The organism is Streptomyces sp. NPDC058157 (assembly GCF_042884105.1).
GTDB lineage: Bacteria > Actinomycetota > Actinomycetes > Streptomycetales > Streptomycetaceae > Streptomyces.
Window position 1 is genome coordinate 1 of record NZ_JBHVUQ010000087.1, and the last position, 15,256, is coordinate 15,256.

Genomic DNA, 15,256 nt, shown 5'->3' on the forward strand with positions numbered 1-15,256 from the left:
GCCGGAGGCGCCCGCCGCCCCCAACCGCGCCGCCCGCCGTGCCGCGCGTCCGGCCGTGGCCGTCTTCCAGGCCCCGGTCTTCGCCGAGCCGATGTTCCAGACCCCGGAGACCGCCGCCCTCGCCGCCGCGGCCGCTGCCGCCGCCGTCGAGGCGGAGGAGGAGACCGAGGAGGAAGAGGCCGAGGCCGTCGCCGAGGTCCAGGCCCCCGCCGCCGCCCAGCCCTCCGGCCGCCGCCGTCGCCGCCGTGGCGCCGCCGAGCCCGTGACCCTGGCGGACGTCGTGGCCGAGGCCGAGGAGGAGCCGGAGGCCGAGGCCGCCGAGCTCGACGAGGAAGAGGCCGACGAGTCGGGCGACCGCCCCTCGCGCCGCCGCCGTCGCGGTGGCCGTCGCCGTCGCCGCGGCGAGGCCGCCGACCTCGACGAGGGCGCCGAGGACGAGGCCGAGACCGAGGCCGCCGACGAGGAGGACGCGCACGAAGAGGACGAGGAGGCCGACGAGGCCCTCGGCTCCTCCTCCAGCCGCCGTCGCCGCCGTCGCCGCCGCCGCAGCGGTGACGCCGCCGAGGTCGAGGCGGGCGAGGAGGACGGTGTCCGCACCGTCGTCAAGGTCCGCGAGCCGCGCCCGGCGCGCGAGAAGGCCGAGCCGTCCGACGAGGTCCAGTCCATCAAGGGCTCGACCCGCCTGGAGGCGAAGAAGCAGCGCCGCCGCGAGGGCCGCGAGCAGGGCCGCCGCCGCGTGCCGATCATCACCGAGGCCGAGTTCCTGGCCCGCCGCGAGGCCGTCGAGCGCGTGATGGTCGTCCGCCAGGCCGGCGAGCGCACCCAGATCGGCGTCCTCGAGGACAACGTGCTCGTCGAGCACTACGTCAACAAGGAAGAGGCCACCTCGTACGTCGGCAACGTCTACCTGGGCAAGGTCCAGAACGTGCTGCCGTCCATGGAGGCCGCCTTCATCGACATCGGCAAGGGCCGCAACGCCGTCCTGTACGCCGGTGAGGTCAACTTCGAGGCGCTCGGCATGGCCAACGGGCCGCGCCGCATCGAGTCCGCCCTCAAGTCCGGCCAGTCGGTCCTGGTACAGGTCACCAAGGACCCGATCGGCCACAAGGGCGCCCGTCTGACCAGCCAGGTCTCGCTGCCCGGCCGCTACCTGGTCTACGTGCCCGAGGGCTCGATGACCGGCATCAGCCGCAAGCTGCCCGACACCGAGCGCGCGCGCCTGAAGACCATCCTCAAGAAGATCGTCCCCGAGGACGCGGGCGTCATCGTGCGCACCGCCGCCGAGGGTGCGAGCGAGGACGAGCTGCGCCGCGACGTCGAGCGTCTGCAGGCGCAGTGGGAGGACATCCAGAAGAAGTCGAAGCAGATCACGACCTCGTCGCCGAGCCTGCTGTACGGCGAGCCGGACATGACCGTCCGCGTCGTGCGCGACATCTTCAACGAGGACTTCTCCAAGGTCATCATCAGCGGTGACCAGGCGTGGGAGACCATCCACGGCTACGTGTCCCACGTGGCCCCGGACCTGGCCGACCGGCTGTCCCGCTGGACCTCCGAGGTGGACGTCTTCGCGACGTACCGGATCGACGAGCAGCTGGCCAAGGCGCTCGACCGCAAGGTGTGGCTGCCCTCGGGCGGCTCCCTGGTGATCGACAAGACCGAGGCGATGATCGTCATCGACGTCAACACCGGCAAGTTCACCGGTCAGGGCGGCAACCTCGAGGAGACCGTCACCCGGAACAACCTGGAGGCGGCCGAGGAGATCGTGCGCCAGCTGCGGCTGCGCGACCTGGGCGGCATCGTCGTCATCGACTTCATCGACATGGTCCTGGAGTCCAACCGCGACCTGGTCCTGCGGCGCATGCTGGAGTGCCTGGGCCGCGACCGCACGAAGCACCAGGTGGCCGAGGTCACCTCGCTGGGCCTGGTCCAGATGACCCGCAAGCGGGTGGGCCAGGGTCTGCTGGAGTCCTTCTCCGAGACCTGCGTCCACTGCAACGGCCGCGGTGTCATCGTCCACATGGACACCCCGGCCGCGGTCGGCGGAGGCGGCAACGGCAAGCGTGCCAAGCGCCGTGGCGGCCGCGCCCTGGAGCACGAGCACGAGCACGAGCTGGAGGCGGCCGAGACCGCCGACGCCGAGGTGTTCGAGACCGAGACCGAGGCCGAGGTGGCCGCCGAGGCCGCCGCGCCGCGTGCGCTGCCGGAGCCGGCGTTCGTGCCGGGCGAGGAGCTGTACAGCAGCCCGGCCGAGGCCGAGGCCGCGGCGGGCATCAGCGGGCGCCGCAACCGCCGCCGTGCCACCCGCAAGGCGACCGCTCCGGCGGGCGCCCCGCGCGGCGGCGAGCGGCAGGCCGCCCCGGCGCCGGTGACCCCGGTCGTCGTGGACGAGCCCGTGGCCGAGCCCGCCGACACCGTGCTGGAGCCGGCCGCCGAGGTCGTCACCGAGGCCGTGGAGGCCGTGGAGACGGTCGAGGCCGCTCCGGTCGAGGCCGCCCCGGTGGCCGAGGAGGCCGCGCCCAAGGGCCGTACCCGTCGCCGGGCGACCCGCAAGGCCACCGCTCCGGCTCCCGAGCCGGCCGCGGAGCCCGTGGCCGAGGCGGAGCCGGCCGTGGAGGCCGTCGCGGAGCCCGAGCCGGTCGTGGAGGCCGTGGCCGAGCCCGTGGTCGAGCCCGAGCCGGTCGTCGAGCCCGAGCCGGTCGTGGAAGCCGCCCCGGCGCGTCCGCGCCGCCGTGCCGTCCGCAAGGCCACCGCACCGGCCGGTGCGGCCGAGGCCGCCGTCGTGGTCGTCGAGGCCCCCGCGGCCGAGGCCGCAGCCGAGCCCGTCGTCGAGGCGGACGTCGAGGCGGACGCCGGGGCCGAGGCCGCGGCGCCGGCCAAGAAGGCCACCCGCAAGGCTCCGGCCAAGAAGGCGGCCACGGCGAAGAAGGCCCCGGCCAAGAAGGCGGCGGCCGCCAAGAAGACGGCCGCGAAGAAGACGACGACGGTCAAGAAGACCGCCGCGAAGCGGACGACGAAGAAGACCGCGGCGGCGGAGCAGCAGACCCCGCCGTCCGTCTCGGCCCCGGCCGAGGCCTGATCGTCCCCGCTCCGTGGGGCCCCGCCGAGAGGTGGGGCCCCACGGGCCCGCGGGGCCCGGTTTGACCCTCTCGGACCGGCCCCGTAACCTAGACCGTCGGCGTGTCCTGGACGTTTACCGTGCAGCGCGCGCCACGCTCCTGAGCACCTTCCTCCCGCACCCTCCGCGCAAGCGGACGGGACACGGGAGAGGCCGCTCGTCCATTCCGGATCACCGTGGGCCCCGGCCCGCGTGAGCGGCTGGCTTCAGGAGCATCCGTCCCGAGTGAGAGAGAGATCCGCGTGTACGCCATCGTGCGCAGCGGTGGTCGCCAGCACAAGGTTGCTGTCGGCGACATCGTTGAGGTTGACAAGATTTCCACTGCCAAGGTTGGCGACACGGTCGAGCTCTCGACCCTGCTCGTTGTCGACGGCGACGCCGTGACCAGCGACCCGTGGGTCCTGGCCGGCATCAAGGTCCAGGCCGAGGTCGTGGACCACCACAAGGGCGCCAAGATCGACATCCTGCGCTACAAGAACAAGACCGGCTACCGCCGTCGCCAGGGTCACCGCCAGCAGTACACGGCGATCAAGGTCACCGGTATCCCCGCGGCTGCGAAGTAAGAGGGACTGAGACATGGCACACAAGAAGGGCGCATCGTCCACCCGGAACGGGCGCGATTCCAATGCTCAGCGGCTCGGCGTGAAGCGCTTCGGCGGTCAGGTCGTCTCCGCCGGCGAGATCCTCGTCCGCCAGCGCGGCACCCACTTCCACCCGGGTGCGGGTGTCGGTCGCGGTGGCGACGACACGCTGTTCGCGCTGCTGCCGGGTGCGGTGCAGTTCGGTACGCACCGTGGCCGCAAGGTCGTCAACATCGTTCCGGCCGCCTGATCCAGCTCCTGCTGCATCACAAGCGTTCGTAACACCCCGAGGGCGGATCTCAACTCTTCCCGGCTCAGGCCGGGAAGAGAGGTCCGCCCTCGGCGCGTTGTCACACAGACACGTTTAATGGACAGCAAGGCCTGTCCGGGACATTCCCGTAAGTATCTGGAGGAACACCCATGACCACCTTCGTGGACCGCGTCGAGCTGCACGTCGCCGCGGGTAACGGGGGCCACGGCTGCGCCTCCGTTCACCGGGAGAAGTTCAAGCCCCTGGGCGGACCCGACGGCGGCAACGGCGGCCGTGGCGGTGACGTGATCCTGGTGGTGGAGCAGGCGATCACCACCCTGCTGGACTACCACCACAGCCCCCACCGCAAGGCCACCAACGGCAAGCCCGGCGAGGGCGGCAACCGCTCCGGCAAGGACGGCCAGGACCTGATCCTGCCCGTGCCGGACGGCACCGTCGTCCTCGACAAGGAGGGCAACGTCCTCGCCGACCTCGTCGGCCAGGGCACCACGTACGTGGCCGCCGAGGGCGGCCGCGGTGGCCTCGGCAACGCCGCGCTGTCCTCCGCCCGCCGCAAGGCCCCCGGCTTCGCCCTCCTCGGCGTCCCCGGCACCACGGGCGACATCGTCCTGGAGCTGAAGACCGTCGCCGACGTGGCGCTCGTCGGCTTCCCCAGCGCCGGCAAGTCCTCGCTGATCTCGGTGCTCTCCGCCGCCAAGCCGAAGATCGCGGACTACCCCTTCACCACCCTCGTCCCGAACCTGGGCGTGGTCACCGCCGGCTCGACCGTCTACACGATCGCCGACGTCCCCGGCCTGATCCCGGGCGCCAGCCAGGGCAAGGGCCTGGGCCTGGAGTTCCTGCGCCACGTCGAGCGCTGCTCGGTCCTCGTGCACGTGCTGGACACCGCCACGCTGGAGTCGGACCGCGACCCGGTCGGCGACCTCGACCTCATCGAGGAGGAGCTCAAGCTCTACGGCGGCGGCCTGGAGAAGCGCCCCCGCCTCGTCGTGCTGAACAAGGTCGACATCCCCGACGGCCAGGACCTCGCCGAGATGGTCCGCCCGGACCTGGAGGCCCGCGGCTACAAGGTCTTCGAGGTCTCCGCGGTCGCCCGCACCGGCCTCAAGGAGCTCTCCTACTTCCTCGCCGAGGTCGTGGCCAAGGCGCGCGCCCGCACGCCCAAGCAGGAGGCGACCCGTATCGTCATCCGCCCGAAGGCCGTGGACGACGCCGGCTTCACCGTCACCTACGACGAGGTCGAGGACGTGTACCGCGTGCGCGGCGAGAAGCCGGAGCGCTGGGTCCGCCAGACCGACTTCAACAACGACGAGGCCGTCGGCTACCTCGCCGACCGCCTCAACCGCCTCGGTGTCGAGGACGCGCTGAAGAAGGCCGGTGCCAAGGCGGGCGACGGCGTCGCGATCGGCGCCGAGGACAACGCGGTCGTCTTCGACTGGGAGCCGACCATGATGGCCGGCGCCGAGATGCTGGGCCGCCGCGGTGAGGACCACCGCCTGGAGGCCCCGCGTCCGGCCACCACGCGCCGCAAGGAGAAGGAAGCCAAGCGCGGCGACTCCGCCCAGCAGGAGTACGACGAGTTCCGCCCCTTCCAGTGACCTGCGGGCGGGCGGCGGGCGGCGGACTTGAAGCCCGCTTTACGCCGTTCGCCTAGGATCCTGCGGGTGAGCAGCAGCAATTCCAGCAGTGACACCCCCTCGGTGTCCGTGGTCGTGATCGCGTACAACGACGCCGGGCTCGTGGGCGAGGCCGTCTCCTCGGCCCTCGCCCAGGGCCCGGTGGTTGCCGAGGTCATCGCCGTCGACGACGCCTCCTCGGACGCGACCGCGCGGGTCCTGGACGAGCTGGCCGCCGTCCACCCGCGCCTGAAGGTCGTCCACCGGACGGAGAACAGCGGCGGCTGCGGCACCCCGCGCAACGACGGGATCGCCACCGCCACCTCCCCGTACGTCCTCTTCCTCGACAGCGACGACGTCCTGCCGCCCGGCGCGGCCGACGCCCTGGTGCGGGCGGCCGAGGAGCACCGCGCCCCGGTCACGGTCGGGGCGTGCGTCCGGCGCGAGCTGCCCGAGGGCCGCGACGTGCCCTGGATGCCCGGGCTGTACACGCCGGGCGAGGTCGTCGAGCGGCCCGCCGACCGGCCCGAGCTGGTCCGCGACACCCTCTGCGTCAACAAGCTGTACGACCGTTCCTTCCTGGAGAAGCACGGGATCCGCTTCCCCGACGGCCGGTTCGTCTACGAGGACTTCGTCTTCACCTCCCGCGTCCTGGCCGCCGCCCCCCGCATCGCGGTCGTCGGCGACCTCGTCTACGTGTGGCACGTGCGCCGCAGCGCCGCCCAGGTGTCCATCTCCCTGGACCGCAAGGACATCGGCAACTGGCGCTCCCGCGTCGACGCCCACCGCACCGCCTCGCGCACCCTCGCCGCCGCCTCGCCGGAGCTCGGCCACGCCTGTCAGGTGAAGTTCCTCGACTACGACCTGCGCATGTACCTGCGCGAACTCGGCAGGGACCGCGGCTACCGGGCCGCCTGGTGGACCCTGACCCGTGACTACCTGGCCGGCTTCGACGCCGCCGACCTCGACGCCGCCCCCGCCCGGGCCCGCTGGACCGCCCGCGTGCTGCTGGCCTCCGAGACCCCGCCCGCCGACGTCGAGCGGCTGATGACCGGCCTGGCCGCCGAGCCCGCCCGGCTGCTGCCCCCGTACGCGACGGGCGCCGCCGGGGAGCCGGTGTGGAGCGCGGAGCTGCCGGTCCCGCTGGACGGGCTCGACGCCCTGCCCGCCGCGGAGCTGCCCCTGACCGTCGAGGCACGGCCCGCCGGGGGCGCGGCCGTCCAGGTGCGGGTCCGCGAGCTGTACGGGCGGCTCGCGCAGGCCCGCCCGCACGCGGTGCGGCTGAGCTTCCTGCCGCGCACCGGCGGCGACCCCGTCCAGGTGCGCCCGGTGGAGCTGCGGCCCGCCGCCGACGGGGACGGCTGGACCGCGGAGGTCCCGTTCCGGCTCGCCGCGCTGGCCGCCGAGGGCCGCCGCCGGGGGCTGCGCGGCATGCAGGCCTGGGACGTCCGGGCGGGAGTGGACTGCGGCGACGGGAGCTCCCCGGTCGCCTCCCTGCGCCCCCTCGGCGGACTGCTCCGCCGCCGGGCGCTGCCCAGCAGCCGGTACGGTGTTCTGCTGGCGCAGCCCTACCGCACGGCCTCCGGCGCGCTCGCGCTGCGCCTCGCCCCCGGTGCCGGGGGCGCGCTGACCTTCGTACGCAACCGCCTCGACCGCGCCCGCACGCGCAGGTCACGCCAGAGCTCGGGAGAACACGCATGACGTTTCTGATCACCGGTGGCGCCGGATACATCGGCGCGCACGTCGTCCGCGCGATGCTGCTCGCGGGACAGCAGGTCGTGGTCTTCGACGACCTCTCCACCGGCCGGGAGGACCGCGTACCGGAGGGCGTGCCGCTGGTGACCGCCTCGGTGCTGGACCGCCTCGCCCTGGACCGGGCCATCGCCGAACACAAGATCACCGGCGTGGTGCACCTGGCGGGCAAGAAGCAGGTCGGCGAGTCCGTCGAGAAGCCGCTGTACTACTACCACGAGAACGTGGAGGGCCTGCAGGTCCTGCTCGGGGCGGTGGCCGCCGCCGGCATCCGCAACTTCCTCTTCTCCTCCTCCGCCTCCGTGTACGGCATGCCCGACGTGGACTCGGTGACCGAGGAGACCCCCTGCAAGCCGCTGAGCCCGTACGGCGAGACCAAGCTGGCCGGCGAGTGGCTGGTCCGTGCCGCGGGCAGGGCCCACGGCATCTCCACCGCCTGCCTGCGCTACTTCAACGTGGCGGGCGCCGCCGCCCCCGAGCTCGCCGACACCGGGGTCTTCAACCTGGTCCCGATGGTCTTCGAGCGCTACGACGCCGGCGAGGGCGCCCGGATCTTCGGCGACGACTACCCGACCCCGGACGGCACCTGCATCCGCGACTACATCCACGTCGAGGACCTGGCGGACGCCCACGTGGTGGCCGCGCGCAGGCTCGCCGAATGGGGTGCGGCGGGCGAGTACAAGGACCTCACCGTCAACATCGGGCGCGGCGAGGGCGTCTCCGTCAAGGAGATGGTCGAGCTGCTGAACGAGGGCACCGGGCACACCTACGCGCCGGTCGTCACCCCCCGCCGTCCCGGCGACCCGGCGAAGGTCGTGGCCTCGGCCGACCGGATCGCCGCGGAGCTCGGCTGGAAGGCGCGGCACGACGTCCGCGAGATGATCAGCTCGGCCTGGGCGGGCTGGGAGGCCAACCGCCGGGCCCCGCGCCACGACCGCCACAAGGACGCCCACACCGTCTGACGCGCCGCACCGGCGCGAAGCCGCCCGCCCCGGACGACCGGGGCGGGCGGCTTCGCGTTGTTCCGGGGTGGGGGGTCAGCGCTCCAGGAAGGCGAAGAGGCTCTCCCACCGGTCGGTGATCTCCGCGCTGGAGTAGCGGCGCACGCTGCGGAAGGCCCCGTCGCCGAGCCGGTCGCGGGTGGCGGGGTCCGACATCAGGTCGTCGAGGTGCCCGGCGAGCTCCATCGTGTTGCCGAGGCGGGCCAGCAGACCGTCCTCCCCGTGCGCCACGATCTCCCGTACGCCCGGCGCGCAGTCGAACGCGGCCACGGGCAGGCCCGCCGCCATCGCCTCCAGCAGGGTGATCGGGAAGCCCTCGGCCCGGGAGGCCTGGGCGAAGACGGAGGCCCCGCTCAGCGCGCCCAGCACGTCGTCGGTGCTGCCCATCCACTCCACGGAGTCGTCCAGCCCGAGCGAGGTGCAGTGCGCCCGCAGGGTGGGCTCCTCGACACCGGCCCCGTAGATCCGCAGCGTCCAGTCCGGGTGGCGCGGGACCGCGTCCGCCCAGGCGTCGAGCAGCAGGTCCACGCCCTTCTCGAACGCGAGGCGGCCGACGCTCGCGACGACCTTCGCGGTGCGGGGGGCGGGGGAGTCCGGCATGAACGGCAGCGGGTTCGGCATGCTGTCGACGTTCTCCATGCCGGACCGGATCCACAGGTCCGCGTCCTCCGGGGTGAGGACGAGCAGCCGGTCGACCTCCGGGTACCAGCGGCGGACCCGGTCGCCGCGGGTGGACTTCTGGCTGGCCTCGAAGGACTCGTGGCTCATCCCGACGACGGAGAGCCCCTTGGTGTCGGCGAGGGCCACCCACTCCATCGCCCAGACCTGGGTCACGATCACCACGGCGCCCGGGGCGGCGGCCCGGAACATCTCGCTCAGCCGCTCGGCCCTCTCCCGCATGCCCGCCCGCCGGGCCGCCTGGCGGCGCCGCTCGGGGGCGTTGAGGCGGCCCTTGACGCCGCGCAGCCGACGGGCCTTGGGCGGGTGGGTCTCGTACAGGGTGGTCATCCCGTACGGGAGGTCCGCGGGCAGCTTCTGCCGGATCTCCTCGGCGACGGGGGCGATGCCCACGATGTGCACGCGGTGGCCCCGGTCGGTGAACAGCCGGGCCATCTGGTGGGACCAGGTGGTCACACCGCCGAGCTCGTCCACGCTGTTGGAGACGATGAAGATGTCCCGGCTCACTTGCCGCTCCTGGTGAAGAACTTCTCGACGATCTGACGGGCGGCGTCCCCGCGGTCGTACTCGCCGAACTCGGCGAGGAACCGCCGGCGGGCCTCGGCGTACTTGGCGTCGGCCTCGTCGAAGGCGGCGACGGCCTGCATCAGCTCCTCCGCCGTGGCCACCACCGGGCCCGGGGCCTTGTCCAGCAGGTCGAAGTACGTGCCGCGGATGTCCGTCGAGTACTTCTCGTAGTCGTACGCGAAGAAGATCATCGGCCGGTCCAGCACCGCGTAGTCGAACATCACGGACGAGTAGTCGGTGATCAGCCCGTCGGCGAGCGCCAGCAGCGGGGTGATGTCGTGGTGCCGGGAGACGTCGATCACCCGGCCCGCGACCGACGGCGGCAGGGAGACGCTGTTGAGGTAGTGCGTGCGCACCAGCAGCGTGACCCGGTCGCCGAGCCGGTCCGCGAACTCCTCCACGTCGAACGGGAACGAGAAGCCCTCCACCGCGCCGTCCGCGGTGGCCCGGAAGGTCGGCGCGTACAGCAGCACCCGCTGGTCGGGGTCGATGCCCAGCTCGGCGGCGAGCGGCCCGCGCACCCTCCCCCGGCTACCGCCGGCAGGTGCCCCCACCCCGCTGTCCGCCTCGGCCCGGTGCGCCTCGACCAGGGCGTCGTTGCGCGGGTAGCCGGTGCGCAGCAGCACCTCGTCACGGAGCCGGAAGCCCTTGGCGAGGGTGCGGACGTCGTGCTCGGAGCGGACCAGGAAGTGGTCGAAGCGGTCGACGGCCGCCTGGAAGCGGTCCTGCGCGGGCTTGCCCTGCGCCTTGGTGCGGGGCTCGTGGAAGCCCATCCGCTTGAGGGCGGAGCCGTGCCAGGTCTGGATGTACGTGGTCCCCGGGCGCTTGGCCAGCGCCAGCGGGAAGCCCTGGTTGTCGACCCAGTACTCGGCCTGCGCCAGCGCCCGCAGGTACTGCCAGCTCCAGCGCTTGACCAGGGTGGCCTCCGGGGGGAAGCCGGTGGGCTTGGCGCCCGCGTAGGACCAGATCGCCTGGAAGGGGGCGCCTCGGCGGACCAGCTCCTCGTAGATGGCCTTGGGGCTGTCGCTGTACTGCTTGCCCATGTGGCTCTCGAAGACGACCGTGCCCTTCTTGACCGGCAGCTTCGAGAAGACCTCGTGGTAGACCTTCACCTTCTGCTCGCCCGAGCCGATGTTGCGGCGCGCCTTCAGGGCCCGGCGCAGGCTGCGCTTGACCACGCCGGCGGCCTTGCCGTGCATGGCGCTGCTGATCAGCGACTGGGTGCGGACGGCGGCGGCGCCCTCGGCGGTCAGGACGTAGGAGAGGTTGCCCTTCTTGGTCATCTCCGGCTCGAAGCGGTCGGAGACCAGCCGGGTCAGCCGCGGGCGCACCCGCAGCCGGGCGGCGGACTCCAGGTCGACCCCGCCGACGGAGACGCGGGTGGTCATCCGGTCCTTGCCGGCCGTCAGCTTCAGGCGCACGTCCCAGACGGCGTCGATGATGCCGAGGGGGCGGACGGTGCCGCCGACGTCGGCGGTGCCGCTCCACTCGATCGTGTCACCGGCGTGGCGCACGGTTGCCACGGGGAAGCTGAAGGAGCGTACGCCGATCTGCCGCCGGGCCCGGAACTCCAGCGAGGCGGACAGCTCGGTGTCCGGCGCGATCCGGCCGAGCGGGTTCACGACGGCGCCGGCGAGGGTGACCTTGCCGCGTCCGTCGTCCTCGTACGAGGTCAGCCGGTTGCCCAGGGCCAGGGAGGACAGCGGCGTGGTGTGGAAGCCCTGCCCGGTGACGTCCAGTATGCGGCGGCCCTCGGCGTCGTCGATGTGCTCGGAGCACCAGTAGACGCGCCCGTCGCGCTCGGCCAGCGGGGAGGACAGCCGGCCCTTGTTGGTCATCGCGTCGGCTGCGGCGAGGAGGTTCTTCCAGTCCTCCTTGCCGAGCAGGTAGGCGCAGATGGCCTGGAGGTAGGTGACGTTCTCGTACGCGGCCGGGTCGATGCCGGCCAGGTAGCCGTTGGCGAGCCGGGCGAACTCCTGCCGGTACGCGTCGCCCAGCAGGGGCAGGTCGCGCAGGTGCAGCACCAGGTCGTGCTTGAGGAACTTGGCGTCCTTGGCCGTCTTGATGGCGGTGTGGCCCTTGGCGGCCAGCAGCTCGTCGACCCGGCGGTGGATCTCCATCCGGTGGACGAAGTTCGCGATCTCGTGGCGCCGGTTGCTGATCGACTTGGCGGCGGCCTTCTCGACCACGTTCCAGTAGTAGACGTGGTTGGGGATCAGCGTGATGCGGCGGGCCGCGACGTAGGCCTGGGCCGAGAACAGCAGGTCCTCGTAGTGGATGCCGACCGGGAACTCCAGGCCCTGCTCCAGCAGGAACGAGCGCCGGTAGCACTTGTTCGTGGAGAGGGTGTCGTAGACCAGCAGGTCCGGGTACTCGGTGATCGACTCCAGCGTGCGGGTGCGGGCGTAGATCCACGGGTACCACTCGGTGGTCTTGCCCCAGCGGTTGTCGAGGTGCACGCGTACGCACATGCCCGAGACCAGGTCGGAGCCGGTGCGCTCGGCGGCGGCCAGCATGTTGCGGCAGGCGTTGCGCTCCAGGACGTCGTCGCTGTCCAGGAACATGACGTAGGTGCCGGTGGCCTGCTTGATGCCGTGGTTGCGGGGCGCGCCGCAGCCGCCGCTGTTCTCGGGCAGCCGGAAGGCGCGGACCCGCCCCGGGTTCGCCGCTTCGAGCTCCTGCGCGACCTCGTAGGACCGGTCCTTGCTGCAGTCGTCGACGATGACGACTTCGACCCCGCGCAGGGTCTGGTCCAAAACCGACCGGACGGCTGTCGGCAGACGCTCTGCGTCGTTGTAGACGATGACGACCACGGAGACGTCAGGCACGTGCACCTCGATCCCTTCGTTCCATTCCGCTTATCCCGTCAAAGCTACCGTGTGCCGCGCACGACTCGGGCAGGGCGACCGTCGCCGTGCATACTTCTAAGGAAGAGTTGAGACGCGGGTCCGGTTGCCGACAATCACCCGTTCGGACCCCAGCAGGAAGTGCCCATGACCAAGCTGTCGGTAGTTGTCCCCTGTTACAACGAAGAGGCCGTCATCGACCGCTTCGACGAGGAGATCCGCAAGGTCCTGGACGGCCTGCCCGTCGAGTACGAGGTCTGCTACGTCGACGACGGCAGCCGCGACGGCACCCTCGGCAAGCTCCGGAGCATCGCCGCCGAGCACGGGGACCGCACCCGCTACGTCTCCTTCAGCCGGAACTTCGGCAAGGAGGCGGGCATGCTCGCCGGCCTGCGCGAGACCACCGGCGACGCCGTGGTGATCATGGACGCGGACCTCCAGCACCCGCCGGAGCTCATCGCCACCATGCTGGAGCACTACCGCCAGGGCCACGACCAGGTCATCGCCCGGCGCACCCGCGAAGGCGACAAGAAGCTCCGCTCCGCCCTCAGCCGCCTCTACTACCGGGGCGTCAACCGCTGGGTCGACGTCGAGCTGACCGACGGGGTCGGCGACTTCCGGCTGCTGTCCCGGCCCGCCGTGGACGCCCTGCTCGCGCTCCCCGAGTACAACCGCTTCTCCAAGGGCCTCTTCTCCTGGATCGGCTTCGACACCGTCCACTTCGACTACCAGAACGCCCAGCGCGAGGCGGGCGAGACCAAGTGGAAGTTCGCCTCCCTGCTGAACTACGGCATGGACGGGCTGATCTCCTTCAACAACCGGCCGCTGCGCATCGGCATCTGGCTCGGGGTCTCGCTCGTTGCGCTGACCGGCCTGTACGCGCTGTGGATCACCGTGATGGCGATCACCAACGGCATCGACTCGCCCGGTTACGTCACGATCATCGCGATGATCGCCGGTATCGGCGGCATGCAGATGATCATGCTGGGGCTGATCGGCGAGTACATCGGCCGCATCTACTACGAAACCAAGCGCCGCCCGCACTTCCTGGTCAAGGAGGCCCACGGCGCGACCGTGGCCGCCGCGCCCGCGGAACCGGTCGTCGCGGAAGGCACCGGCCGATGAGCACCTCCACCCGCCGCGACAAGCTCGGCCAGATATTCCGCTTCGCCCTGGTCGGCGGGGTCAACACCGCCACCTTCTACGTCCTCTACCTGCCCCTCCACTGGTGGATGCCGTACTTCGCCGCCTACACCCTGGCCTTCCTGTTGGCCATGGTCGGCTCGTTCTTCATGAACACCTACTTCACCTACCGAACGCGTCCCACCTGGAAGAAGTTCCTGCTCTTCCCGCTGACGAACGTCACCAACTACGTGATCCAGTCGGCCGGCCTCTACGCCCTGGTGACCTGGGGCGGCATGGACACCCGGATCGCCCCGCTGGTCGCGGCCGTCCTGGCCATCCCGTTCACCTTCGTCCTCTCGCGCAAGATCCTCATTCCGGGGACGGGCCCCGACCCGGCCCCCGAACCGGAGCGGGCCGCGGCGGGCTCGGCGTCCAGGGGCTGAAACCCGCGGGCGGGGCGGGCGGGGGACCCCGTAGATTGAGCCGGTTGGTTGGTCGGTTTCGTGCGTGTGCGAGGGGAAAAGACGTGTCAGCGGCTAGGCAGGGTGTCGTGGACGCCCGCAGGATCGTGGTCAAGGTCGGCTCCTCCTCCCTCACCACCGCGGCGGGCGGGCTCGACGCCGACCGGGTGGACGCGCTGGTCGACGTCCTGGCCAAGGCCCGCAGCGGCGGCGAGAAGGAGATCGTCCTGGTCTCCTCCGGAGCCATCGCCGCCGGCCTCTCCCCGCTCGGCCTGGCCCGCCGACCCAAGGACCTGGCCCGCCAGCAGGCCGCCGCCAGCGTCGGCCAGGGCCTGCTCGTCGCCCGCTACACCGCCTCCTTCGCCCGCTACGGCGTCCGCGTCGGCCAGGTGCTGCTCACCACTGACGACACCAGCCGGCGCGCGCACTACCGCAACGCGTTCAACACCCTGGACCAGCTCCTGGCCATGGGCGCCATGCCCGTCGTCAACGAGAACGACACCGTCGCCACGGACGAGATCCGCTTCGGTGACAACGACCGGCTGGCCGCCCTCGTCGCCCACCTGGTCCGCGCCGACCTCCTCGTCCTCCTCTCCGACGTCGACGGCCTCTACGACGGCGACCCCTCCCTGCCCGGCACCACCCGCATCGAGGAGGTGCGCGGGCCCGAGGACATCGCCCACGTCTCGATCGGCAGCGCCGGCAAGGCGGGCGTCGGCACCGGCGGCATGGTCACCAAGGTCGAGGCCGCGCGGATCGCGGCGGCCGCCGGCGTCCCCGTCGTCCTCACCTCCGCCAGCAGGGCGGCCGACGCCCTCGCCGGCCGCGAGACCGGCACCCTGTTCCACCCCACCGGCCGCCGCTCCGCCGACCGGCTGCTGTGGCTGCAGCACGCCTCCACCCCGCAGGGGCACCTCGTCCTGGACGACGGCGCCGTCCGCGCCGTCACCCAGCGCGGCAGCTCCCTGCTGCCGGCGGGCATCGCCGCCGTCGAGGGCGACTTCGTCGCGGGCGACCCCGTCGAGCTGCGCTCCGCCGAAGGGGTCGCGGTGGCCCGGGGCCTGGTCAACTTCGACGCCAAGGAACTCCCGCAGCTCCTCGGACGCTCCACCCGCGAGCTTGCACGGGAGCTCGGACCCGCGTACGAGCGGGAGGTCGTGCACCGGGACGATCTGGTCCTGCTGCAGGGCTGAGGTTCGGGAAAACCACCGCGCGGCGGGCCGGGGACTGGTCAACTGTGAGG

General features: G+C 72.1%; 11 protein-coding genes. 9 read left to right on the forward strand and 2 right to left on the reverse strand.

Annotation, left to right across the window (positions count from 1 at the left end):
- From ACFVXK_RS21680 to galE, 6 genes are all read left to right on the forward strand, one after another.
- Positions 1-3,076: ribonuclease E/G (locus ACFVXK_RS21680; protein WP_389614052.1), on the forward strand; the 3,076-nt coding region annotated here is incomplete at its 5' end.
- 281 nt (positions 3,077-3,357) lie between these two features.
- Positions 3,358-3,678 carry a 50S ribosomal protein L21 gene (gene rplU, locus ACFVXK_RS21685; RefSeq protein WP_042812502.1) on the forward strand — a complete coding sequence of 107 codons (321 nt, stop codon included), beginning with the start codon at positions 3,358-3,360 and terminating at the stop codon, positions 3,676-3,678.
- A gap of 13 nt (positions 3,679-3,691) precedes the next feature.
- On the forward strand, positions 3,692-3,946 hold the full coding sequence (rpmA, locus tag ACFVXK_RS21690; RefSeq protein ID WP_007264038.1) for a 50S ribosomal protein L27: 255 nt from the start codon (positions 3,692-3,694) through the stop codon (positions 3,944-3,946).
- 170 nt (positions 3,947-4,116) lie between these two features.
- A complete protein-coding gene (obgE, locus tag ACFVXK_RS21695) occupies positions 4,117-5,565 on the forward strand; it encodes a GTPase ObgE (protein WP_389614055.1) in 1,449 nt (482 codons plus the stop codon).
- Between the two features lie 66 nt (positions 5,566-5,631).
- Positions 5,632-7,284: a glycosyltransferase gene (locus tag ACFVXK_RS21700; RefSeq protein WP_389614057.1), complete on the forward strand. Its 1,653-nt coding sequence runs from the start codon at positions 5,632-5,634 to the stop codon at positions 7,282-7,284.
- A complete protein-coding gene (gene galE / locus ACFVXK_RS21705; RefSeq protein ID WP_389614059.1) occupies positions 7,281-8,297 on the forward strand; it encodes a UDP-glucose 4-epimerase GalE in 1,017 nt (338 codons plus the stop codon). Before ACFVXK_RS21700 ends, galE begins: the two co-directional genes overlap by 4 nt.
- 75 nt (positions 8,298-8,372) lie before the next feature.
- On the opposite strand, the gene ACFVXK_RS21710 is transcribed toward galE, so the two are convergent.
- Both ACFVXK_RS21710 and ACFVXK_RS21715 read right to left on the reverse strand, forming a co-directional pair.
- The gene (locus ACFVXK_RS21710; protein WP_389614061.1) at positions 8,373-9,521 is read right to left on the reverse strand and encodes a glycosyltransferase; all 1,149 of its coding nucleotides are present in this window, start codon (positions 9,519-9,521) and stop codon (positions 8,373-8,375) included.
- On the reverse strand, positions 9,518-12,415 hold the full coding sequence (locus ACFVXK_RS21715; RefSeq protein WP_389614063.1) for a CDP-glycerol glycerophosphotransferase family protein: 2,898 nt from the start codon (positions 12,413-12,415) through the stop codon (positions 9,518-9,520). Before ACFVXK_RS21715 ends, ACFVXK_RS21710 begins: the two co-directional genes overlap by 4 nt.
- A gap of 159 nt (positions 12,416-12,574) precedes the next feature.
- Here ACFVXK_RS21715 and ACFVXK_RS21720 point away from each other — a divergent pair, with 159 nt between their 5' ends.
- The 3 genes from ACFVXK_RS21720 to proB all read left to right on the forward strand — a co-directional run bounded on the left by ACFVXK_RS21720 (position 12,575) and on the right by proB (position 15,206).
- Positions 12,575-13,552, forward strand: coding sequence for a glycosyltransferase family 2 protein (locus ACFVXK_RS21720; protein WP_389614065.1), 978 nt, complete (start codon positions 12,575-12,577; stop codon positions 13,550-13,552).
- Positions 13,549-13,995, forward strand: coding sequence for a GtrA family protein (locus ACFVXK_RS21725; RefSeq protein WP_389614067.1), 447 nt, complete (start codon positions 13,549-13,551; stop codon positions 13,993-13,995). Before ACFVXK_RS21720 ends, ACFVXK_RS21725 begins: the two co-directional genes overlap by 4 nt.
- A gap of 83 nt (positions 13,996-14,078) precedes the next feature.
- A complete protein-coding gene (gene proB / locus ACFVXK_RS21730; RefSeq protein WP_042818108.1) occupies positions 14,079-15,206 on the forward strand; it encodes a glutamate 5-kinase in 1,128 nt (375 codons plus the stop codon).
- Positions 15,207-15,256 lie beyond the last annotated feature (50 nt).

Coding starts and splice junctions, on each gene's coding strand:
- obgE (WP_389614055.1), top strand. CDS start 4,117: ATGACCACCTTCGTGGACCGCGTCGAGCTGCACGTCGCCGCGGGTAAC.
- ACFVXK_RS21725 (WP_389614067.1), top strand. CDS start 13,549: ATGAGCACCTCCACCCGCCGCGACAAGCTCGGCCAGATATTCCGCTTC.
- galE (WP_389614059.1), top strand. CDS start 7,281: ATGACGTTTCTGATCACCGGTGGCGCCGGATACATCGGCGCGCACGTC.
- ACFVXK_RS21720 (WP_389614065.1), top strand. CDS start 12,575: ATGACCAAGCTGTCGGTAGTTGTCCCCTGTTACAACGAAGAGGCCGTC.
- rpmA (WP_007264038.1), top strand. CDS start 3,692: ATGGCACACAAGAAGGGCGCATCGTCCACCCGGAACGGGCGCGATTCC.